A 21,872-nucleotide genomic window follows, 5' to 3' on the forward strand; every position below is an offset into this window, starting at 1 on the left:
ACGCCGATGCGTGCCGTGTTCGTGGATGCCAGCGAGACCCTGGCGGCGGTGGCCCGGCGGCTGCTGCGGCCGGACGATCCGCCCTTCGCGATCCACGCGGATCCCGGAATCGCGCCGCAGGACCTGCCCGCGATCCTCGACGGCGCCGAGACCGCGGTGATCGACCACACCGCCCTCCCCCTCGACGTGGCCCGGGCCTGCGCGGGCCTGAAGCACGTCGTGTTCCTCGGCACCGGCGCCCGCAGCTACATGGACCCGGAGGCGCTCCGGGACGCCCTCGGCGTCACCGTCCACACCATCAAGGGCTACGGCGACACGGCGGTCGCCGAGTGCGCCTTCGCGCTGATGTGGGCCGCCGCCCGCGGCCTGCCCGAGATGGACCGGGCGATGCGCGCCGGATCCTGGCTGCGCACCGAGGGGATCCAGCTCACCGGCAAGACCGTCGGCCTCGTCGGGTTCGGCGGGATCGCGGCCGAGATGGCGCGCCTCTGCCGGGGCGCGGGCATGCGGGTGCTCGCCTGGAACCGGACCCCGAAGACCCATCCCGGCGTCGACTTCGTCCCGCTCGACCGCCTGCTCGCCGAGAGCGACGTGGTCTCGCTCCACCTGCTCCTGACCGACGCGACGCGCGGCTTCCTGTCGGCCGCGCGGATCGCCGCGATGAAGCCCGGCGCGATGCTGATCAACACCGCCCGCGGGGCGGTGCTCGACGAGGACGCCCTGGTCGCGGCCCTGCGCACCGGCCACGTGGCGCGGGCCGGGCTCGACGTGTTCACCGTCGAGCCCCTGCCGCCGGATCACCCGCTGGCGCACCTGCCCAGCGTCACCCTGTCGGCGCACTCGGCATTCCGCACGCCCGAGGCGAGCGACAACCTGATCGGCGCCGCCCTCGACCATTGCCGGCGGATCGCCGCCGGCTGACAGCTGCGCCGCGGGAGCGGCCGCCCCGGTGCTCGGCTCTCCTAGTGCTCGGTGCCCTGCATGTTCGGGCGCGGCTCGCCGCCGTGGTGATGGATCACGCTGGAGCGCTCCGGGCTCCCCTTCGCGTCGGCGACCTGCTTCCGGGCCGCGGCGGCCAGGAACCAGATGCCGCCGAGCGTCCCGAAGGCGAGGATCATGAGCGGAAATCCCTGACTCATCGCGGTGCCCTCCTCGACGATGGCCCGCGGGCTTGCGGGTCTGCATCATCCTGCCGGTCGTGCCGGCCTGAGGAAGGATAACGCACGAATCCGGACCGTGTTCAGGCCGGTCTCGCGGCCGTCGGCACCGCCCGCCGCGCCGCGTCGCGGCGCAGGGCGGAGAGCACCACGAACATGAGGCCCGCCCCCACGGCGAGGCAGGCGCCCAGGAACAGCATCGGCACCAGGTCGCTCTGGGTCTGGTCGCGGATGAACGGCACGGCGTTCTGGGCGACGAAGCCGCCGAGATTGCCGACCGAATTGATCGCCGCGATCCCGGCGGCCGCCGAGGCACCGCGCAGGAACGTCCCGGGCATCGACCAGAAGACCGGCTGGGCCGCGAAGGTCCCGGCCGCGGCCACGCACAGGCAGGCGAACTTCACGGCGTTGCCCGGCAGGACGACGGAGAGCGCGAGGCCCGCCGCCCCGACCAGCGCCGGTCCGACCACGTGCCAGGTCAGGGCGTTGCCCTGCGCCCCCGTGCGGGCGGCGTGGCGCGGCACCCACCACAGGGCGAAGGCCGTGGCGAGCCACGGGATGATGTTGAGGAAGCCGTTGGTGAGGTTCGAGACGCCGAAGCCCTTGACCACGGTGGGGAGCCAGTAGCCCAGGCCGTAGGCGGCGAGCGGCAGGGAGACGTAGACCCCGGCGAGCATCAGCACCCGCCGGTCGAGGAGCGCCGCGAACGGGTTGCCGTGGTCGACGTGGCCGCCGTCCTCGCGCTCGGCCCGGAGCGTGCGGGCGAGCCAGTCGCGCTGGGCCTGCGAGAGCCAGGGGGCGGTCTCGGGGCCGTCCGGCAGGACGAACAGCACCACCGCGGCCATGAGGATCGCCGGCGCGCCGGTGGCCAGGAACACCCACTGCCAGCCCTGGAGGCCGAGGAGCCCGTCGAGGCCCAGCAGCGCGCCGCCGATCGCCGCACCGACCGCGTTGGCGATGGCGCTGGCGATCATGAACCAGCCGATCATCCGCGCCCGGTGCGCTTGCGGGAACCACAGGGTCAGCGCGAACAGCACGCCGGGGAAGAAGCCAGCCTCGGCGGCGCCGAGCAGGAAGCGCAGCACGTAGAACATCGCCGTGCCCTGGGTGAAGCCCAGCAGGACGGTGACGATCCCCCAGGTGATCATGATCCGGGCGAACCAGATCCGCGCGCCGACCCGCTCCAGGAAGACGTTGGCCGGCACCTCGAACAGGAAATAGCCGAGGAAGAACAGCGAGGCCCCGAGCCCGTAGGCGGTCTCGGAGAGGCCGAGGCTGCCGACCATCTCCAGCTTGGCGTAGGAGACGTTCTGCCGGTCGATATAGGCGATCAGGTAGAGCAGGCCGAGGAGCGGCATGAGCCGCAGGGTCACGGTCCGGACGGTGCTCGCGGCGAGATCCTCCCCGGCGGGGGACGGCGTGGGCGGCATGGGGCGTTCCTCCGGGGGCGTGCGGCCCTTCGTGGCGAGGCCGGCATAACACAGAGTAATCCCTGGCCCGCGCCCCGCCTACCGGGCAAGCGCCAGGAGGCGGTCGCAGTCGACATGGGCCGCGATGTGTCGCGCGAGGCCGTCCAGCGCCGCCTCGACCCCGGCCTCGTAGCCGGCGCCCGCCGAGGCGGTGCCCAGGCGCGCGAGCCACGCCGCCCGCTGGGCGTCGTCGGCGAAGAGGCCGTGCACGTAGGTCCCGGCCACGCGCCCGTCCGCCGAGACCGCCCCGTCCGGGCGCCCGTCGGCGAGGCGCAGCAGCGGCCGGTCCGCGTCGGGGCCCTCCGTCGCGCCGATATGCATCTCGTAGCCGGCGAACGGCACGCCGTCGGGCAGGCTCGTGCCGGTGACGGCGGCCAGGCGCTTCTCGGGCGTCATCACGGTGTCGACGGCGAGGAGCCCGAGGCCCGGCACCGTCCGGGGCGCCCCCTCGATCCCGTGCGGGTCGGCGAGGCTCTTTCCGAGCATCTGGTAGCCGCCGCACAGGCCGAGCACCCGGCCGCCCCGGCGGACATGGGCGCGCAGGTCGACGTCCCAGCCCTCCCGGCGGAAAGCCTCCAGGTCGTCGATCGTGGTCTTCGACCCCGGCAGCAGCACGAGGGCGGCCCCGGCGGGGATCGGCGTGCCGGGCCGGACCAGGACCACCGACACGTTCGGCTCCGCCCGCAGCGGGTCGAGATCGTCGAAATTGGCGATGCGCGGCAGCACCGGCACCGCCACCGTGACGGAGCCGGGCCCGCGCGACTCCGAGCCGGCGAGGCCCAGCACGTCCTCGGCCGGCAGGCGCGCGGCGTCGGGGAAGTGCGGCACGAGGCCGAGCGCCGGCCAGCCAGTCCGCTCGGCGATCAGCCGCATCCCGTCGGCGAACAGGCTCGGATCGCCGCGGAACCGGTTGACGAGGAAGCCGGCGACCATCGCGGCGTCCGCCGGGTCGATCACCGCCTTCGTGCCGACGAGGCTCGCGATCACCCCGCCCCGGTCGATGTCGCCGACCAGCACCACCGGCGTGTCGGTGGCCCGGGCGAAGCCCATATTGGCGATGTCGCCCGCGCGCAGGTTTATTTCCGACGCCGAGCCCGCGCCTTCGACCAGAACCAAGTCGGCCTCGTCCGCGAGCTGGGAGAAGCTGTCGAGGACGGCGGACATCAGCCGGGGCTTCCAGGCCTGGTAGTCGCGCGCCTTCACGGTGGCGACCATCCGGCCCTGCACGACCACCTGAGAGCCGACCTCGCTCTGCGGCTTCAGCAGGACCGGGTTCATGTGCACGGAGGGTGCCACCCGGGCGGCCCGGGCCTGGAGCGCCTGCGCCCGGCCGATCTCGCCGCCGTCGGCGGTGACGGCGGCGTTGTTCGACATGTTCTGCGGCTTGAACGGCCGGACCCTCAGGCCCCGCTCCGTGAAGGCGCGCGCCAGCCCCGCCACGATCAGGGACTTGCCGACGTCGGAGCCGGTGCCCTGGATCATCAGGGCCTTCTTGGGCGCCGTCGCGCGCGGCGGGCTCAGAACTCGATCCCTTCCTGCGCCTTCACGCCGGCGGCGAAGTGGTGCTTGACGCTGCCCATCTCGGTGACGAGGTCGGCGGCCTCGATCAGGGCCGGCTTGGCGTTGCGGCCGGTGACGACGACGTGCAGGTCCGGCCGGCGCGCGCGCAGGGCGGCCAGTACCGCCGCGAGGTCGAGATAGTCGTAGCGCAGCGCGATGTTGAGCTCGTCGAGGACGAGCAGGCGGATCGTGGGGTCGGCCATCAGCCCCGCGGCGACCGCCCAGGCGTGGCGGCAGGCGGCGATGTCGCGCGCCTTGTCCTGGGTCTCCCAAGTGAAGCCCTCCCCGAGGGTGTGCCACACGACCCTCTCGCCGAAGGCCGCCACGGCGTGGCGCTCGCCGGTGTCCCAGCCGCCCTTGATGAACTGCACCATGCCGACCCGCCAGCCGCGGCCGAGCGCCCGCAGCATCAGCCCCAGAGCCGCCGTGCTCTTGCCCTTGCCGGGACCGGTATGGACGAGGAGCAGGCCCTTCTCGAGGGTTTTGCCCGCGACCTCGGCGTCCTGGACGGCCTTGCGCTTCTCCATCTTCTCGCGGTGGCGCGCGGCGTCGTCGCTCATGCGGAGGCTCCTGTCTCGGGGGCTCGTGTCTGAGGGGCCTGCGGCTTCACCACCAGCGGCAGGCCGGCCACGGTCAGGACGACCCGGTCGGCCCGCGCGGCGAGCTGCTGGTGGAGGCGGCCGGCGGCGTCGCGGAATCGCCGGGCGAGGGCGTTGTCGGGGACGATCCCGAGCCCGACCTCGTTGCCGACCAGCACGAGCGGGCCCGGGACGTCGGCGCAGGCGGCGAGGAGCCGCGCCGTCGCCTCCGCCACGTCGGCCTCCGCCAGGATCAGATTGGTGAGCCAGAGCGTGAGGCAGTCGACCAGGGCCGGTCCCTCGGCCTCGGCGACCGCCTCCGGCAGCGCGAGCGGCACGTCGCGGGTGCGCCAGGCGCCGCCGCGCCGCGCGCTGTGCTGGGCGATGCGGTCGACCATCTCGTCGTCGAAGGCCTGGGCGGTGGCGAGATAGAGCCACGGGCCGGGGCAGGCTTCGATCAGCCCCTCCGCGTAGGCGCTCTTGCCGGACCGCGCCCCGCCGAGGACGAGGGTCATGCGAGGGGTGGGCTGGGGCATGGCTCTCCATCGCCCCAACCCGGTGCGCGGTCAAACCCAGGACCGACAGACTCGGGGTCTGTGACCTCAGGACCTGCAAACTCGGGACCTGTGGCACCTGTGCCGCGCCTGGACGGTTGCCGGGCGTCTCCGGTCCGACTATAGAACCCCGGCCCAGCCAGAGCGCCCTTCGTCTAGCGGTCCAGGACGTCGCCCTTTCACGGCGAAAACACGGGTTCGATTCCCGTAGGGCGCGCCAGCAAAATCAAGCACTTAGCTGAAATTGCTGACGCGGCTCACACTGGCGTCTCACACAGCCGATCTCAACAGCGTGTGTGGGTGCTGCCTGAGCGCGTCTACGTGTGAGACGCTGCTAGCGTGGCCGCCCATGCAGTGTCGGGACCTTGCGGTTTCACACGACCACGATGCCGTTGTCGTTTGCGGTTCGTCCCGGAGCCGCGGCGGAACCAATTGGCCGGGAGATCGCATCCACGAAGCGTGGCGGCATGCCGTGCGACGTTGAGAGGCTTCGGGCGGGCGTCACGTTCAGCATCGCGAGAACCAGGGGAGCGCAATGATACGGTTTGCAACCGCGCCTCTGATCCCGAGCGCCAAGAAGGAAGAAGTCGAGTCACCGATGGCAAATGACGACACGCTCGCGAGGGCCTTGGCTAACGTGAGGCACCAGCGCGAGAGCCTTGAGGCTGAGTACGAGCGCGTGAGCGGCGAGCTGACGAAGCTCCGCCTGGCTGAGCGGTCACTTGCATCTATCGTGGAAGGCACACCGCTGGACGAGCCTGCCGACGATCTGTCGACTCGCCGTCGCGCGCCGGCGAGTGAGGACCGGCCTCGTGGTAGCCGTGGTCCCCGGGGACCGCGCGCCAATTCTGCCAAGGGGCGGTTGAAAGCGCTTCTTGAGGAAGCTGGCTCTGAGGGTCTGACGCACGCCGAGATCAGCGAGCGCCTGACGGACGTGGCCACCAACACCCTGAACACGTACCTCAGCGTGATGGCCAACAGCGGCGAATTGGAGCGGCACGGAGATAAGTACCGGGCCGGTGCTGCGGCGGGTAGCGCAGCGGACGAAGGCTTGGTTGAGGATGATCGGACTGCAAGCGATCAGGAAGATAGCGAGAGAGCTGAGGCAGCCGAATAGGCTCGCCAGTTCCTACGCTGCCCTGTCGGCAGGTTGAATTTGCAGGACAGCGAAGGCTATGCGGGCTCGGGGGCCTGTAGCTCAATGGTTAGAGCCGACCGCTCATAACGGTCTGGTTGCAGGTTCGAGTCCTGCCGGGCCCACTAAACCTCATTGCCTCGTGAAAGAAACGCCGATGTTTGAGCGTCAGGTAGGCTGACGCCCAGCTGCCGCTGCCTCGACAATCATCCGATGCATGGCAGCGTCTTGCTTCGCCCGCATCAGGATGATGCGAGCCGCGGTCCGTGCCCTTTCGGCGCGGATCCGCCCCCTTGGCTTCCCATCTCGCAACACCCGGCTTGCCATGTTGCGGAACCAGTTTGCGTCGGCGATTGCGACCGCGCACCGCTCCGCGAGTGTGCTGTACTCGGTTGGATCCTGGCTCCTAGTCGGCATGAGGGTGCCTTCTGCAGGGTCAATCGCAATGGACGTGCAACGGCCATACCAGGGGCCACCGGCGTCATTTTCATCGACGGGAACGGCCAGGGGCCGGGCGTCAGGCTCCGTAAGACCGATCCAAGCGGGCACCGAGCCCGGCATGACGAAGCTACCGATCGGCATGCTGCCTCGATGGCTGAGCCGTGAGGCGTGAGCAGGCCGCAGATTACTCCGGCTGGGGCTCGGTCTCGCGACCACCTGGGCAGTGGCCTTAGCGGGAGCGGACCTCGCGTATGTTCTCCAGTACCTTCAAATCCTCATCATCTGGAGCTCGTGATGTAACCGGGCGAACCGTGCCAAAATATTTCCTTCTCTCTGCAGAAGAATGGTAGTTCGTCTCCGACCCAATTGAGAAAAGTCTAGCTTGCAGAACTCTGCTTCCAACAACCAATTCAACCGGCGAATTTCCGTGATTAAACAGCTCTATAGATAGACATCCTCTGAAACCCGGCTGTACCATAGTATTAACATCTACACCCAGGCGCGTGTAGCTGCTCCTAGACAGAACATCAGCGTAAACGTCGTTCGGAAGTCCAATATATTCTAGCGTTGATGCAAGTACAACTTGGTTCGGATATAGAATAAATCTATCCCCGAGCTCACGGCGGGTTGGCCGGAAATATGTAGCAATCCCTCGAGGATCGTCGCCAGTTTTTTGAATTCCGATATATGCCTTGCGAGTAAGCAGAGATACTAGAAATTCCGTGCCCAGTCGCAAATCTAGCGTAACTTCACCAACTTGTCGCGCATCAAGTAGAGGATCTATGTAGAGCGCATCAGGGCCATTTTTTGCAAGTCGGGTCTCAATTTCTGTTTTATGAAGCAACTGCACTGGACCATCTTTCCCTTATAGACATATTACGGATAGTCTTCTCGGAAAGATCGTTAACAATTCTCTCGATATCAGACTCGGTGAAGTTGGGCGCAATCCACGGCGCCATCCGAGCATCTAGACAGCTTCCTAGATAATCCCAAGCTGCCTCAAAAATCCCATGCAAATGCTCATCGGTGTTGAGCACAAAGGGGCGCATATCGTTGAAGTTTTCCGAAATGTCGGGCAACGTAAATAGCGGCATCAAGGCTGGCGCGCCCAAGTCCATAAGGCATTCCTGAAGATGATCTATAATCTGATTGGTTCGACCAGCCAGAAAATCCTCAATCAAAGCTACGCGTACAGCTGTTGCGGGATGAGTAAGAGATGGCGGAGCGTTCGGCGCTATTGTCTCGAGAGTTCGCGCGCTGGCACGACCTGTGTAACAAGCGCAAAATAGATCAGCAAAATATTCCCGCCTATGGTACCACTCTAGCTGACGATGAGCCGGCGTAGGAGGAGGCAGCTTTAACAACGAATAATTACAGACACCCAATGTGTTGTCGACAAAATGTCCTAATTCGTGATAAAGCGGGATGCAGAAAACTGGTTTATGCCGGTATATGCGTGGAACCCCGATCAGAACCAGCAGAGGATCGTATCCGCCAGCGTCATAGCCCGTAATGGTCTTGGTGATAAACTGCCACGGATCAGCCGGCTGCAAATGAAAATCGTGGCCCGACGTGAGCGCAGTCGTGATTATGGTTCGGCGACTAGTCCACCTGGGCAATGCCTTCCTCAAGCAGTACCCCATTTCGTAGGGGGACTCTTTGGCGACACTACCAGCTAAGTATGTCTGCGCCGTACGCACGTGACGGGCAAACTCAAACACGACATCGTCCGGATAAACTCCCGGACTTGATAGGACGTGATCTATCACCTCTACAACTTTGCGCGTAAATTCATGCAAAGTTGCGCTGAAGTAAGTTATTTCGTCGAGCTGAAGAAGATTGTCTCTAGTGAGATAAAGATCGATTCTAGGGCGCAACGCGACGCTCCAGACGCATCAGTATGCGATCAGCCAGTGCAGGTGAGACCGTGCTGGCGTCGTGTGCCCCTTCTATCTCATCTTTGAGGCCATCCAGGTCACGAATATCGAGCGCCAACTGAATGGCTTCGGGCAGGAGCTGTCCTTGGACCGCCCGAGGGTCATTGGACAGGCTACGCGCCTGTGCAAGCACCGAATTGAAATATCGTTCCAACTCGGGCGGAACTCCGCCTTGACCCTGCCTGATCAAGCGCAAAGCGAGCTGGAACAAAGCTAGTACGCGGGTCTCCTCGGCCGGTGCAGCAGCAAGCACGTCAGACCTCACCCGTTCGTTCGTTGGTCAGATTTTGCGTGCAGGACATGATTCACGTCAATGGGTGTGGGAGGCACTTGTTGCTTGAGCGACGCCCTGTGTCACAGATCAGACGCCATGCGAAGCCTCGCGGAAGGATCGCAACCTCCGTGATTCGCGAGCAATTTTCGCTAGCGCGGGCATGCGTTAAGACTTTTTTCGCCAACCCCTGCCCCGCAAAGTCACCCGAGGCGGGTCCAATCCCCGAAATTATCCACAGATTTTCCTGCCTCTGGCTGCAAACCCCACCTATCAGCCGGCATCATGCCGCTTGGTTCCCATGTGAGTAGGCTGCGTTGGCCTGTCGCCATGCGTAGCGTTCTCGCCGCCCTCGCTCTCGTGGTCGCGGCTGGCGAGGCTCAGGCGGCAGGCAAGGTCACTCTGACCGTCAGCCAACTTCTAGCAGATCCGAAAAGGCATCGAGGCGAAACGGTCACCGTCCGTAGGATTCGGTGCGTTGATCCCGGGCCTGGCGGGTTCATCTGCGAGGCCAAGGTAGGTGACCAGCAGCTGCGGTTGGATGCCGCTGGGATCGGCGGTGGGACGACGGAGGCGATTGCCGAAGAGCTGATTGGCCCGTGCAACGGGATCGCCGCGCTCGCCAAGCCGGACTGCACCTTTGACGTGACGTTCGTTCTTACCGGCTCGGGCTTCGAGGACGGTGTGACGATCATCCACACGCCCGAGATCGATATGAGCGTTCCGCGGCGTCGGTAAAGCCTCTGGTTGCCGGCGCCAGCAGCGCCTCTATCCTGGCGGGATGCGCTCAGCCCTCGCCGCCCTTCTGATCCTCACCGGCCCTGCCCTGGCCGCCGAGCCAATCGTGGGCCGTGCCTCCATCACCGACGGCGACACCGTGGTGATCCGTGGGACCCGCATCCGGCTGCACGGCATCGACGCGCCCGAGAGCGCGCAGCTCTGTCAGAACGCTGCCGGCAAGTCCTACCGCTGCGGGCAGGTCGCGGCGCTCGCGCTTGCGGGCAGGATCGGCGAGGTGAACATCTCGTGCGAGCCGCGTGACACCGATCAATATGGTCGCACCGTTGCCGTGTGCCGGAAGGGCGACGAGGACCTAAACGCCTGGATGGTGAGCCAGGGCTACGCCACGGCCTACCAGCGCTACTCGCGCGACTATGTCGGGGCCGAGACCACCGCGAGGGCGTTGAAGCTTGGCCTCTGGGCCGGCACCTTCGACCCGCCGTCGGACTGGCGCCGCGCCAAGCGAGCTAGCGGAGTGGAGACCCGGTTGGAGATAGAGAAGCCTCCGGCGGCCGCTCCGGTACCTGTACAGGCCGCCTGCGCGATCAAGGGCAATATCTCGCGCAAGGGCGACAAGATCTACCACCTGCCCGGGACTCGGGACTACAACCGGACCGTGATCGACACGAACTCCGGCGAGCGTATGTTCTGCAGCGAGGACGAGGCGAAGGCGGCGGGCTGGCGAGCCGCGCGAGGCTGATTGGATCTGACCAACGCGAGCCAGTCGAGCGCTATCCCCTGGTCACAGCGCTAGCCATAGCGTGGAACGCAACAGCGGTACCGCTGCTGAATCAGCGCCCTCCTCCGGCGTCGCGCTGTTGGATGTACTCGGCAAGCTTCTTCTTGATGATGGCCCACCGACCATCCGTCGTCCTGAAGGCCTCGATCTCGCGAGACGCACACATACGCTCGGCCTCAGCCAGGCTGACGTCGAGATATGCGGCAATCACATCAACGCCTTCCACGGCCCAGTTTTTGATCGGTCCGTGGTCGCTCATAAAGGCCTCTCGTTGCTCCTCGCGGCCACCTGCCCCCGATGGAACACTGGCAGCTTCGTCCTCTTCATCGGCCGCAACGCGCGGTTACTGCCGGGAAGTAGCCCGCTACGGCGCTGCGCAGAGCGGGCTGAGGAGGTTCGTGGCCTCAGGGACGAACTAGGAGTCGCTATGGCAAGGCTCGTTCCACAGCCTGTGGCTGGCGGATCACTTTGAGCCGCCGCTGCCGGTCGAGCCGACGCGAGACGGCTGTCCCTCGTTGCCTGCTGCCGCAGAATCGGTCGCAACGCCATCCGCCGCGCGGCCGGTCGGCGAATAGGTAACTGCGGGCACCGACCCTGTTGAGCCAGGCTGCTGGGTTACGACACCGGGAGCGCCCGGAGGCGGAACGGCGACGGCGGCACCGGTTGGGGTCTCAACGACACCCTGGGCGAGCGCAGGGCTAACGACGGCGAGTACGATGGCCGTGGCGTAAACAATTTTGGTCAAGACGTTCTCCTGTCGGGAGTGGCGCGGCAGGAAACTCCTGGGGCGGCGGACAAACTCCGGTTGTGGCAAAGGGATCCGAAGTGAAACGAAAAAGCCCCGCGCGGCGGTGCCGGCGGGGCTGAAGGGTCTATGCTTGGGATGCCTGGGTAGACGCGCGGGAGGCGCATCAGTTCCGCCTCCGGATCTGGCCGCAACAGCTGCGCCTACTTGGCTTTACGAGTCCGCGAGGGCTTCTCGGCCGACGTAGGGCCACCTTCTTCCGGCCACGGGCCTTGGGCGCCTCCGCAACTGTCTCATCGGCGGCAGCAGCCTTCGGGGCCGCATTCCGGCGCTGAGTTCCTAGCCCCGCCTTGCGAGCGAACTCGGCGCGCATGGCTGAGTAGTTGGCCGCCGTGGACGGGTAGTCCCGCGGTAGGCCGAAGCGCTCCCGGTAATCCTCGAACGTCAGGCCGGCGCCGGTCAGGTGGCGCTTGAGCGTCTTATACGGCTTGCCGTCGATGAAGCTGATCAGGGCGTCGGGTGTGATGGATTTACGGATCTGCGAGGGCGTCGCTTTCTCCACCTTGGGCTCGGCAGAAGCAGAGGGGCCATTGAGACCAGAGAGCGCGCCGTGAACCTCGGCTAGGAGATTCGGAAGGTCCGCCGGTCGAACCGAGTTCTTCGACACGTAAGCCGCTACGATGTCGGAGGTGAGCTCGATGAAATTGGTATGTCCCGACGCGGAAATTGAAGTGCTCTTGTCCATTTGCAACTCCTCGATGGATGCGCCACGAACGAGACCAATGTGAATGATAGTCAAGAGACATTCGCGGTTTTCTGCGAGAATGCGGCGGATATCGATCTCTTCCTTAGAAGATGTCTGATTTGCATCAGCGGAAACGCTCGCTTAGCTCCAGTCGCACAGGTTTCCCCTCCGCTTCTGACTCGCTGATGCCAAGGTTCATCGACATGCCACCTAACCCGCAGATCTTGAGTGCCGAAGCCCAGCAGTCGCTCAGGTTCGGGCCCATGACCTCAATCTGGGCTTGAAATCTCATGCCTGTCGGTGTCATCGCCGGAAGCAGACATGCCTTCCGAGGCGTCATCGAACTAGCCCTGAGTGTACAGGTGCAGCCTTGAAAACCTGCGAGGCCGTCGAATTACCTGCCGTATAGTCCGAGATTGTTCAACAACAAAGTCTCTGGACTCGAATTTTGGAAGAAGACCTATTCCGTGCGGCGTCTACGAGATCGAACCATTCTTGATTGCTGCGTGGAAGGCCTCAATGAGTGAGATACGCGCACCCCGCCGATAGAGGATGCCGACCGGCCTGCTATAAGCGCGGTCACCGACGATCACTTTCCGGATGCGGCGCTCCCGGCTCGACTCGAAGCCGTAATCCGGTAGAAGTGAGACGCCGAGGCCCTGCGAGACCAGAACGAGAATGACTTCGGCGGCCTCGATTTCGAAAAGTTCCTTCGCAACAATCTTCTTGTCCTGAATAAATCTCTCCGCGATCCGTCCCGTCGGCGAATTCCTGTACATGCGGATGATCGACGACGTGGATAGGCACGCCTCGACTCCCTCGAAAGGAAGGTCGGCCGGGCATACCAGCGTCAAGGGCTCCTCTCGGATCAGGTGCCAGCCGAATTCCTTGGCGATCTCGAAGGTCGGCCTGATCGTGATGGCGCAGTCGATCGCACCGCTCTCCAACATGTAGAGAAGCTGGGATGATGTGCCGGGTATGATCTTGAGGGCAATCTCCGGGTGATGCTCAGCCATGTATCGCAAGGTCGGCGGCACGACCGACATCAGTGCGGTCGAGACCGATCCGATCCGCAAGGTGCCGCTGAGCCGCCCAAGTTGGGCGACCTGTGTCAGGTCCGCGACCCGCGTGAGGATTTCTCGACCCGCAGCGACGACGGCACGACCCTCGTCCGTCAGGGCGACGGCGCGTCCAAGTCGGGTGACCAGCCGGACACCGAGTCCTCGTTCGAGGGTCTGGATCTGCTCGGCAACGGCGGCGCTCGATAGCCCAAGGGCGCGTGCCGCCCCGGCGAGCGAGCCGGACTCGGCCACGACGCAGAGGGTGCTGAGGAAGCGTGTGTTCAAGGCCTGGAATTTCCTGCGCCAGAAGCTGGGAAAACACTGGTTCTCCTGTCCCCTCAAGCCCGTACTCTCCCCGGCCAAAGAAATTGGAGGAATGCCGTGGCGAATGTCAGCCTCAACCCGCCCGCCCCGGCGGTCGACCCAGCCACGATCGCGGCCTTCCGCGACGCCACGACGCCGTCGATTAGCGACAACCTTGATCGTCTGCCCGGACTCGTCGGGCTGCGCCCATTCCATCGCGGCGGCAAGCTCGTCGGTACGGCCTTCACCGTGCAGGTCCGCTCCGGTGATAACCTCGCCATCCATCAGGCCCTCAACGAGGTCCGCCCGGGCGACGTGCTGGTCGTCGCCGGCGGCGGCGACACCAGCCGGGCGCTCGTGGGCGACATCATGAAGGCCATCGCCGAGAGCCGGGGCTGCGCTGGCTTCGTCATCGACGGCGCGATCCGCGACGCGGGCGTCTTCGCCGCCTCCGATTTCCCCTGTTACGCGCGGGCGGCGATCCATCGCGGGCCCTACAAGCAGGGCCCGGGCGCAACCAACGTGCCGGTTTCCATTGGCGGTTGGACCGTAAATCCAGGCGACGTGGTGGTGGGCGACGAGGACGGCGTCGTGACCTTCCCGGCCTCGGTCGCACCCTCTCTGATCGAGGCGGTGCGCGCGCAGGACCAGCGCGAGGCCGAGGTTCTCCAGATGATTCGCGAGGGTCGCTATGACGGCCGTTACGGCAAGGTCCCCGCCGCTTAAGCAGGGCGCCCTTCCCCCGGCCATCCCTCAATCCGAAGTAACGGCCCCCGGCGCACGCGGCGCGGGCCCTCGACCGGCCAAGCCCCACGAGAGGGATGCCGGCGATGGGGTCAAGCCACCCCGGCGAACCAGGAGGAAATAACCTTGAACCCAATCGAGAACCGGATGCGGGTGCTCGTCACGCCGCGGGGCTTCGACTCGGAGGCGCGGGCGTATCTCGAAGAGCAGGGCTTCGAGGTGCGCCAGCCCGACCTCAACAACACCGACCCCGCGCCCGACACGTTGCCGGACCTGCTGGAGGGTGTCGACGGCTGGATCGTCGGAAGCACCTTCGTTGGCCACGACCTGATGGCGCGCTTTCCCAGGCTGAAGGTGCTGGCGCGGCGGGGCGTCGGCTTCGAGCAGATCGACCATCTCGCTGCGGCGAGGCTCGGCAAAGTTGTCACCATCGCCGCCGGTGGCAACAGCCCTTCTGTGGCCGACCACACGATCGGCCTGATGCTCGCGGTGGCCAAGCGGCTGGCGACCTTTCCCCTGTCCCTCCGGGCGGGCGACTGGACCTACCGCATCGGCGAGGAGCTGACGGGCAGCACGGTCGGTATCATCGGGATCGGGCGCATCGGCCGGGGCGTCGCTCACCGCTTGGCCGGCTTCGATGTCAAGATCCTCGCCACGGACATCGTGCCGGATGACGGTTTCGCTGCCGTCCACAAGGTTGCGCGGGTTGATCTGGATACACTGTTGCGCGAGTCGGATTTCGTCACCCTGCACGCGCCCCTCGACGCGTCGACCAGGCATCTGATCGACAGGAGCGCCCTGACCCGGATGAAACCGGGCGCGATCTTCATCAACACCGCCCGGGGCGGGCTGGTGAACGAGCGGGATCTCTACGAGGCGATCGTCTCCGGCCACATCGCCGGAGCGGGCCTCGATGTGTTCGAGGCCGAGAAGGACCCCGCGGCCAGTCAGGCCGCCAAGGCGCTGATCGGGCTGGAACGGGTCGTCGCCACGCCGCACACGGCCGCCGCCACCTATGGCGGCCTCGCCCGCACCAACCTGATCGCGGCCAGGACTGTGGTCGACGTCCTCACCGGCCGGTCCCCGCCCGCCGACTGCATCGTCGCCGACGGCCGTGCCGCGCTGGAGATGTGCTGACGTGCGTGCCAACCTCGCCCTCGACACCCCCGCCGCGGCTACGGCCGCGGCCCGGCCGGCCAAGAGCGGCTTCCGCTGGGTCGTGCTGACCCTGTGCTTCCTCATCTACCTCGTCGCGGGGGCCGACCGTGCCAATATCGGCGTCGTCGTCCCCTATATGAAAAAAGAGTTCGAACTCTCGAACACCGATATCGGTGCGCTCGCGAGCCTCTTCTATATCGGATACGCCATCATCCAGGTTCCGTTCAGCCTGCTCTATCAGCGTTTCGGCGTGCGCTGGCCTTTCAGCATGGCGATGATCGCGACCTCGATCGCGACCTTCTTCATGGGTTTCGCCGGCAGCGCCCTGCAACTCAAGATCGGACGGGCCGCCTTGGGCGTCGCCGAGGGACCGATCAACATCGGCATCCTCACCATCATCAACCGGTGGTTCCCGTCCCAGGAGAAGGGTACGGCGACTGGCGTGTTCATGGCCTCGATCAAGGCCGCGCCAGCATTGGTGCCGCCGCTGTGCGCCCTCATTATCTATCATTTCGGATGGCGCGAAGTGTTCTTCATCTTCGCAGTGCCGGGGTTCGTGCTGGCCGTGGCGTGGCTACTGATGGTCCGCGATACCCCAAAGGACAGCCGGTTCGTCTCAGAGGTCGAACTGGCGCGCATTGAGACGGGGCCGGGTGCGGCGGCGGGCAAGCCAGTGCTGCTGCACCGGGAGATGCCGCGCCTCGACCGGCTGATCAGGGCCCGCGCCTGCGCGCCGCTCTCCACAACCCGGGACGTGCTGCGCTCCTGGGACGTCTGGGCCTGCGCGATCGGGTACTTTTTCATGGTGGGCATCGCCTACGCCATCATGACCTGGGTGCCGACCTACCTCGTCACCGTGAAGAAGTATCCGCTGTTCGCGATGGGCTTTGTCGCCTCGACGCCTTGGATCGGCGCCATCATCGGCAACGTGCTCGGCGGCCTGATCTCCGACAAGCTGCTCGGCGGCCGCCGCAAGCCGATGATGCTCCTGACCTCGGCGGCGACCATTGTCACGATGTACGGCCTGATCTACTCGCCGGCAGATCCGTGGCTGCTGGCACTATTGTTCACCGCGACCGGCCTTCTACTCAACCTCGGCTATTCGACCTTCCTCGTCTACCCGATGGGGCTGACCGCCAAGGAGAAGACCCCGCTAGCGGCGGCGATCGTCAACACTGGCGGCTCGCTCGGCGGCGCCTTCGCGCCCTTCGTGGTCGGGGTGGTGCTCGATTGGGCGAGCTGGGACGCCGTGTTCCTATTCCTCGCCTCGACCTCGCTGCTGACCCTGCTCACCGTGGTCAGCATGCGCGAGCCGATCCTCCGCGGCACCGTGGCGGAGCCCCCGGAACGCTAAGAGCGGCCTGGCGGCTCATAAGGACGCCGCAGAGCGTCATGAGACCACAGAGGGTTTCCATGCAGAGGCGCCGCACATGCGCCACTGAATGCAAAATAACAATAAGCATATCTATACAATTGGAGGGAACATGAGCAAGAAGCGCTATCTCGTATATTTAGGAATTTTTCTTCTCGTCGCGTTCAACTACGTCGACCGGGTCGCCCTGTCCGTGGCGGCGCCCTCGATCGCCAAGGAACTCGGCCTCAGCCCCGTCGAGATGGGCTACCTATTCTCGTCCTACATCTGGACCTATCTGCTCTTCCTGATTCCCTGTGGGTTCCTGACGGACCGCTATGGTGCCAAGCTCGTCAACGGCGTCGGCGTAGCCTTCTGGTCGGGCGCAACGATCCTCACCGGGCTGGCCGGCACCTTCGCCGGGCTGCTCGGCTCGCGCATGCTAATGGGTGCGGCGGAAGCGTCCACTTACCCGGCCGGCGGTCGCGCGTTGCGCGATTGGGCGCCGCGCTCAGAGTTCGGTCTCGCCGCGACGATGCTCAACAGCGGCGGCTATGCCGGGCCGGCTTTCGGGACCCTGCTCCTCGGGTGGGTCGTCTCGATCTCGGACTGGCGCTGGGGCTTTTACACGGCCGGCTTCATCGGCTTCGCTTGGCTAGTGGGCTGGCTGGTCTGGTACCGGAAGCCTGAGACGGCGACGTTCGTCTCCGAAGAAGAGCGCGCCTTCATCCTGCGGGAACGCGACACGGCGGCCAAAGTCGACAGCCCAGCTGGCGGCTTCGGGCGGCTCCTACGCTCGCGGAGCATGATCGCCATTGCATTCGCGCACGGCTGCGCGGTCTACACTCAGATCGTGTTCCTGACCTGGTTGCCGAGTTACCTCGCCAATGTGAAGGGGCTATCGATCGTGAAGTCGGGCCTGTTCACGGCGTTCCCGTATTTCCTCGCGACGGTGCTCTCTTGGTGGCTCGCCCATCTCAGCGACCGAATGCTGACCAGGCAGGGCGGCTCGGCCACCGGGCGGCGGCGCCTGATCATCGTCGCCTCGATGCTAAGCGCGGCGGTGATCCTCGCCGCGCCCGTCATCGACAGCGTGCCGCTGATCCTCGCGCTGATCACCCTTTCGCTGACCGGCCTCGCCACCGGCATATCTCTGAACATCGCGTTGACCGCCGACCTGCTGCAGTCGCCTCAGGATGCCGGTAAGGCGATGGCCATCCAGGTCAGCGGTGGCAACGCGTTCGGGATCGTTGCGCCGATTGCCACGGGCTACATCATCGCCGCCACCGGAAGCTACGACCTGGCCTTCGTGGCCGGCGGCATCCTGCTCGTCATCGGCGCGGCCGTGACTTTCTTCCTGACACGTGCCCCCATCGGCGCTGAGATCGCACCGGTCGCCGTCACCCTACGACATGCGTGAGGCCACCATGTATGCAGCACCGCCCCAGCGCGAGACGACGGTCTTCGCCACCTATCCGCAGGCATGGCGGGTCGCCACGCCGGACAACGAGTGGATCCGCAACCAGCCGCGGGGCATGCCGCTCGGCTCGTTTCTGGAGGGGCCGTCCTTCGACCGCGACGGCAACCTCTGGTGCGTCGATATCCCCAACGGCCGCATCCTACGGGTCGCCCCAGACGGCGCCTTCACGATCGTGGCTGAGTACGACGGCTGGCCGAACGGCCTCAAGATCCACAAGGACGGCCGGGTGTTCGTCGCTGATTACAAAAACGGTATCATGGTCGTCGATCCGGTCTCCGGCGCGGTGGAACCGTTCCTAGTCCGGGCCGGGATCGAGCGTTTCAAAGGCGTCAACGACCTGTTCTTCTCGCGGGAGGGCGACCTCTACTTCACCGACCAGGGACTGACAGGCTGGCAGGACGCGAGCGGCCGGCTCTTTCGGCTCAGAGACGACGGCGGCGGTGTCACCTGCTTGCTCGACGGCATCCCGAGCCCGAACGGGCTCGTCATGAACCTTGCCGAGGATTCCCTGTACCTTGCCGTGACGCGGGCCAATGCGATTTGGCGGGTGCCGCTGATGCCGGACGGCACCACCGCCAAGGTTGGCACGTTCATCCAGATGTCGGGTGGAGCCGGGCCGGATGGCCTCGCCCTCGACGCGCGCGGGTGCCTGGCCATCGCGCATGCGGGCAAGGGCACGGTATGGCTGTTCGATGCCACCGGCGAGCCAGTCCTGCGCATCGCGTCCTCCGCCGGCCCGCACACCACCAATGTGGCCTTCGGCGGCCCGGACGGACGCTCGCTATTCATTACGGAGTCCAGCTCGGGAACCATCCTGCGGGCCGACCTCGACACGCCGGGGAAACCAATGTTCTCGCACTGGGAGGTCGCCGACGGATCAAGATTCGCTCGTGAGCCGCGTCTCCAATGCTCCTCCTCGCCCTAAGGCAACGACCTGAGCACGATCGCCGGACTCAAACGGGGCGCGGCACCCCATCAGAGGACACGGACATGGCCAAAGGTGCAGCCCCGACGGCGGCGGCTCCCGCGATAGCGAGGATGACCCGATATCGCTGGGTCGTGATGGGCCTGATCTTTATTGTCTACACCTTGGCCGCGGCCGACCGGGCCAACATTGGCATCGTACTCCCCTTCGTGAAGAAGGAGTTCGCAATGACCAACACGGAGGCCGGCGCAGTCGTCAGCCTGTTCTTCGTTGGCTACTCGGTCATGCAGATCCCGGCAGGCCTTCTAGTGAAGCGGCTCGGCACGCGGGTCGTCTTCCCGATCTTCATGATCCTGACCTCGCTGTTCACTGGGCTCCTGGGCACGACAGGCTCGGCACTGGCGATGAAGCTCAACCGGCTCGCCCTTGGCTTCGCCGAGGCGCCCCTTCCGGTCACCATGCTCTCGACCATGAACCGGTGGTTCCCGGCCCAGGAGAAGGGTACCGCGGTCGGCCTCTTCCTCGCGGCCGCCAAGTTCGGTCCCGTCATCGTGCCGCCGCTCGGCGCGCTGATCATCGCCACGCTCGGCTGGGAGTACGTCTTCTTCATCTGTGCGCTGCCGGGGTTGGTCTTCGCCGTGCTCTGGTACATCCTCGTGGTGGACGAGCCGGCCCGCAGCCGTTTCGTGTCCCCGGCCGAGGCTGCCCATATCGGGAGCGGCCTTCCGTCCGCACCCGCCAACCGTACGCCGTCGACGGCGCCGGCTTCGACTGGAGCGCCGCGCTTCACTCGCCTCGACCGCGTCATCCGGGGTCGGCCGGTTCGGCCCATCGCCACCGCGAAGGAGACGTTCGCGTCCGGCAACATCTGGGGGTTGGCCATCGGCTACCTGATGATGACCGGCATCATCAACGTCATCCTCGCCTGGCTCCCGACCTATCTGACCAACGTCAAACAGTTCTCACTGATGAACGTGGGGTTCGTCGCCTCGGCCCCCTTCGTCGGCGGCGTGCTCGGCAACATCATGGGCGGCCTGTTCTCCGACCGGATCGTCGGCAAGCGGCGCAAGCCGACCATCCTCATCAGCACGATCTCGACCGTGTTCATGATGTACGCGCTCATCCACGCGCCGAACGAGCCCGTGACGCTCGCGTTCCTGCTGTTCCTCACCGGCTTCCTGCTGAACGTGGGCTACTCCTCCTTCACCGTCTATCCGGCCGGGCTGACGACCAAGGATGCCTATCCTCTAGCTGTGTCGGTGGTGAACACCGGCGGACAGGCCGGAGGCGCGCTGTTTCCCTTCCTAACCGGGCTGATCCTCGACGCCTACAGCTGGGATGCCGTCTTCCTGTTCCTCGGCGCGTCGTCGCTCCTGGCGTTGGGGGTGATGCTGCTGGTGGTCGAGCCAATCGAAACCAACGTTCAGGCGCAGGTCTCTTAGGCACCGGACTCTGCGGATCGGCATTGCAGCCCGATTCGGCTGCGAACCCCTTCAGAACCCTGGTTAATACTAACTCTCACTGATCAGAACTCATGAGCCCAGGCGCGCAGGCCGATGGACATGATGCGCCAGGGCTGGTCGATGAGCTTGTTCCAGGCGTCGCAGCAGTGGTAGAGGATGGCCTCGTATGAAGCAAAGATCCGATTGCCGAGCCAGTTCTCACGGATGAACTGCCAGAGGTTCTCGACTGGGTTCAGTTCGGGCGAGCGGGCTGGCAGCGGCAGCAGGGTGATGTTGGCAGGGATCACGAGCTTCCGGGTCATGTGCCAGCCGGCCTGATCGAGCAGGAGCACGGCGTGCGCGCTCGACGCGACGGCCCTGGCGATCTCGGCCAGGTGCAGGTTCATCGCCTCGGTGGTGCAGTGGGGCATAACGAGCCCGGCTCCCGTGCCACGAGCCGGGCAGATCGCGCCGAAGAGGTAAGCGGAGGCGGTGCGCTGGTCCTTCGCGGCCACTGGGCGCGTGCCACGGCGTGCCCAGCGGCGGCTGATCGTGTTTTTCTGCCCGATCCGAGCCTCGTCGGAAAACCAGATCTCTATCGGCTTGCCGCCCGTGGCCTGCGCGATCTCTGCCAGGCGGGCGGGAAAGGCTTTTTAAAAACCGGGATGGCGTCCTGATCCTGCGCGTGATGGCGCGGACGAGCCGAGAGCTTGCGGTAGCCCATGCTCCGCAGAACCCGGCTCAGCGTCTGCTCGGAGACCGAGACCCCGTGATCTTCGAACAGGATCTGGGCGAGATCGATCAACCGCCAGCGCACCACCCCGTGGGCGGCCGGCATCGGACCCTGCTCGACCAAGGCACGCAGCGCCTCCCGCTGCTCGACGTTCAGGCGCGGGCGAGCGCCGGGAGCCTTGCCGCCGATCAGCCCATCTGGCCCCTCAGCGTTGAAGGCGAGCACCCAGTCCCGCACGGTCTGGAGCCCGACGCCGCCGAGAGCGGCCGCCTCGGAGCGCGGGCTGCCCGCGTAGATCGCTGACAGGGCCAGCAGGCGGCGGGTCTGATCCGGCTCAAGCGAACGCTTCGCCAGGGCACGCAGGGCCGCGGCATCGAAGTCTGGCCGCAGCGGTATAGGAGCCGCCATCCCATCCTCCTCAGGCTCGAAACCCGAGGACAGAATCACACCCCTGTCCGAACCGCTACCCCGCGTGAGTCCCGCTCAACGAGGCTTGGTATAAGTCCGTCTCTGAGGGTCCTCCGAACCGAGATCCGGCGGACCCTCAAAACAGCCCGACAATTT

At 65.7% G+C, this 21,872-nt stretch carries 22 protein-coding genes and 2 tRNA genes; 12 read left to right on the forward strand and 12 right to left on the reverse strand.

Annotated features, from left to right (window positions below; translation table 11 throughout):
- Positions 1-6: 6 nt before the first annotated feature.
- The gene (locus ASG32_RS08785; protein ID WP_056524660.1) at positions 7-921 is read left to right on the forward strand and encodes an NAD(P)-dependent oxidoreductase; all 915 of its coding nucleotides are present in this window, start codon (positions 7-9) and stop codon (positions 919-921) included.
- A gap of 41 nt (positions 922-962) precedes the next feature.
- Here ASG32_RS08785 and ASG32_RS34410 read toward each other — a convergent pair whose 3' ends face one another.
- The 5 genes from ASG32_RS34410 to cobU form a co-directional block, all read right to left on the reverse strand.
- Positions 963-1,139, reverse strand: coding sequence for a hypothetical protein (locus tag ASG32_RS34410; protein ID WP_010687019.1), 177 nt, complete (start codon positions 1,137-1,139; stop codon positions 963-965).
- 101 nt (positions 1,140-1,240) lie between these two features.
- On the reverse strand, positions 1,241-2,587 hold the full coding sequence (locus ASG32_RS08790; RefSeq protein ID WP_056524663.1) for an MFS transporter: 1,347 nt from the start codon (positions 2,585-2,587) through the stop codon (positions 1,241-1,243).
- A 78-nt stretch (positions 2,588-2,665) separates the two neighbouring features.
- A complete protein-coding gene (locus tag ASG32_RS08795; RefSeq protein ID WP_056524666.1) occupies positions 2,666-4,108 on the reverse strand; it encodes a cobyric acid synthase in 1,443 nt (480 codons plus the stop codon).
- A gap of 35 nt (positions 4,109-4,143) precedes the next feature.
- Entirely contained in the window at positions 4,144-4,746 is a 603-nt protein-coding gene (gene cobO / locus ASG32_RS08800; RefSeq protein ID WP_056524669.1) for a cob(I)yrinic acid a,c-diamide adenosyltransferase, read from the reverse strand.
- Positions 4,743-5,300 carry a bifunctional adenosylcobinamide kinase/adenosylcobinamide-phosphate guanylyltransferase gene (gene cobU, locus ASG32_RS08805; RefSeq protein ID WP_199866093.1) on the reverse strand — a complete coding sequence of 186 codons (558 nt, stop codon included), beginning with the start codon at positions 5,298-5,300 and terminating at the stop codon, positions 4,743-4,745. The genes cobO and cobU overlap by 4 nt, the downstream gene beginning before the upstream one ends.
- A 162-nt stretch (positions 5,301-5,462) precedes the next feature.
- On the opposite strand from cobU, the gene ASG32_RS08810 reads away from it, so the two are divergent.
- The 3 genes from ASG32_RS08810 (at position 5,463) to ASG32_RS08820 (ending at position 6,578) form a co-directional block, all read left to right on the forward strand.
- Positions 5,463-5,538 (forward strand) — tRNA-Glu (locus ASG32_RS08810).
- Between the two features lie 378 nt (positions 5,539-5,916).
- The gene (locus tag ASG32_RS08815) at positions 5,917-6,435 is read left to right on the forward strand and encodes a hypothetical protein (RefSeq protein ID WP_056524675.1); all 519 of its coding nucleotides are present in this window, start codon (positions 5,917-5,919) and stop codon (positions 6,433-6,435) included.
- A 70-nt stretch (positions 6,436-6,505) separates the two neighbouring features.
- A tRNA-Ile gene (locus tag ASG32_RS08820) sits at positions 6,506-6,578 on the forward strand.
- A gap of 545 nt (positions 6,579-7,123) precedes the next feature.
- Here the strand turns inward: ASG32_RS08820 and dcd are convergent.
- From dcd to ASG32_RS33730, 3 genes are all read right to left on the reverse strand, one after another.
- On the reverse strand, positions 7,124-7,744 hold the full coding sequence (gene dcd, locus ASG32_RS32285) for a dCTP deaminase (RefSeq protein WP_082557796.1): 621 nt from the start codon (positions 7,742-7,744) through the stop codon (positions 7,124-7,126).
- On the reverse strand, positions 7,728-8,615 hold the full coding sequence (locus ASG32_RS33725; RefSeq protein WP_157861918.1) for a hypothetical protein: 888 nt from the start codon (positions 8,613-8,615) through the stop codon (positions 7,728-7,730). Before ASG32_RS33725 ends, dcd begins: the two co-directional genes overlap by 17 nt.
- A gap of 145 nt (positions 8,616-8,760) precedes the next feature.
- Positions 8,761-9,084 (reverse strand): hypothetical protein, encoded by a 324-nt coding sequence (locus ASG32_RS33730; protein WP_157861920.1) that lies wholly within the window; start codon positions 9,082-9,084, stop codon positions 8,761-8,763.
- A 348-nt stretch (positions 9,085-9,432) separates the two neighbouring features.
- Here ASG32_RS33730 and ASG32_RS08830 point away from each other — a divergent pair, with 348 nt between their 5' ends.
- Together ASG32_RS08830 and ASG32_RS08835 are read left to right on the forward strand one after the other, a co-directional pair.
- The gene (locus ASG32_RS08830; RefSeq protein ID WP_056524681.1) at positions 9,433-9,840 is read left to right on the forward strand and encodes a hypothetical protein; all 408 of its coding nucleotides are present in this window, start codon (positions 9,433-9,435) and stop codon (positions 9,838-9,840) included.
- 43 nt (positions 9,841-9,883) lie between these two features.
- A complete protein-coding gene (locus ASG32_RS08835) occupies positions 9,884-10,582 on the forward strand; it encodes a thermonuclease family protein (protein ID WP_056524684.1) in 699 nt (232 codons plus the stop codon).
- A gap of 91 nt (positions 10,583-10,673) precedes the next feature.
- Here the strand turns inward: ASG32_RS08835 and ASG32_RS08840 are convergent, their stop codons facing one another.
- The 3 genes from ASG32_RS08840 to ASG32_RS08845 all read right to left on the reverse strand — a co-directional run bounded on the left by ASG32_RS08840 (position 10,674) and on the right by ASG32_RS08845 (position 13,457).
- Positions 10,674-10,880, reverse strand: coding sequence for a helix-turn-helix domain-containing protein (locus tag ASG32_RS08840; RefSeq protein ID WP_056524687.1), 207 nt, complete (start codon positions 10,878-10,880; stop codon positions 10,674-10,676).
- A gap of 652 nt (positions 10,881-11,532) precedes the next feature.
- Positions 11,533-12,111, reverse strand: coding sequence for a MucR family transcriptional regulator (locus ASG32_RS32295; RefSeq protein WP_082557798.1), 579 nt, complete (start codon positions 12,109-12,111; stop codon positions 11,533-11,535).
- A gap of 476 nt (positions 12,112-12,587) precedes the next feature.
- Positions 12,588-13,457 carry a LysR substrate-binding domain-containing protein gene (locus tag ASG32_RS08845; RefSeq protein ID WP_056524691.1) on the reverse strand — a complete coding sequence of 290 codons (870 nt, stop codon included), beginning with the start codon at positions 13,455-13,457 and terminating at the stop codon, positions 12,588-12,590.
- A gap of 96 nt (positions 13,458-13,553) precedes the next feature.
- On the opposite strand from ASG32_RS08845, the gene ASG32_RS08850 reads away from it, so the two are divergent.
- From ASG32_RS08850 to ASG32_RS08875, 6 genes are all read left to right on the forward strand, one after another.
- Positions 13,554-14,201 (forward strand): RraA family protein, encoded by a 648-nt coding sequence (locus ASG32_RS08850; protein WP_056524694.1) that lies wholly within the window; start codon positions 13,554-13,556, stop codon positions 14,199-14,201.
- Between the two features lie 165 nt (positions 14,202-14,366).
- On the forward strand, positions 14,367-15,356 hold the full coding sequence (locus ASG32_RS08855) for a phosphoglycerate dehydrogenase (RefSeq protein ID WP_056524698.1): 990 nt from the start codon (positions 14,367-14,369) through the stop codon (positions 15,354-15,356).
- Entirely contained in the window at positions 15,334-16,731 is a 1,398-nt protein-coding gene (locus tag ASG32_RS08860) for an MFS transporter (RefSeq protein ID WP_244491863.1), read from the forward strand. The genes ASG32_RS08855 and ASG32_RS08860 overlap by 23 nt, the downstream gene beginning before the upstream one ends.
- A 130-nt stretch (positions 16,732-16,861) precedes the next feature.
- Complete coding sequence (locus tag ASG32_RS08865; protein ID WP_056524704.1) at positions 16,862-18,148, forward strand: MFS transporter; 1,287 nt, start codon at positions 16,862-16,864, stop codon at positions 18,146-18,148.
- The gene (locus ASG32_RS08870) at positions 18,141-19,133 is read left to right on the forward strand and encodes an SMP-30/gluconolactonase/LRE family protein (RefSeq protein ID WP_244491864.1); all 993 of its coding nucleotides are present in this window, start codon (positions 18,141-18,143) and stop codon (positions 19,131-19,133) included. Before ASG32_RS08865 ends, ASG32_RS08870 begins: the two co-directional genes overlap by 8 nt.
- Positions 19,134-19,198: 65 nt before the next feature.
- Positions 19,199-20,575, forward strand: coding sequence for an MFS transporter (locus tag ASG32_RS08875; RefSeq protein ID WP_056524706.1), 1,377 nt, complete (start codon positions 19,199-19,201; stop codon positions 20,573-20,575).
- 83 nt (positions 20,576-20,658) lie between these two features.
- Here the strand turns inward: ASG32_RS08875 and ASG32_RS32300 are convergent.
- Positions 20,659-21,755, reverse strand: a protein-coding gene (locus tag ASG32_RS32300; RefSeq protein ID WP_107351937.1) for an IS630 family transposase whose coding sequence is annotated in 2 segments (ribosomal slippage) — positions 20,659-21,224 and positions 21,224-21,755 — 1,098 coding nt in all. Because the reading frame shifts where the segments join, the coding sequence is not laid out codon by codon here.
- Between the last annotated feature and the right edge of the window lie 117 nt (positions 21,756-21,872).

The sequence above is a fragment of the Methylobacterium sp. Leaf361 genome (assembly GCF_001424445.1).
Lineage (GTDB): Bacteria > Pseudomonadota > Alphaproteobacteria > Rhizobiales > Beijerinckiaceae > Methylobacterium.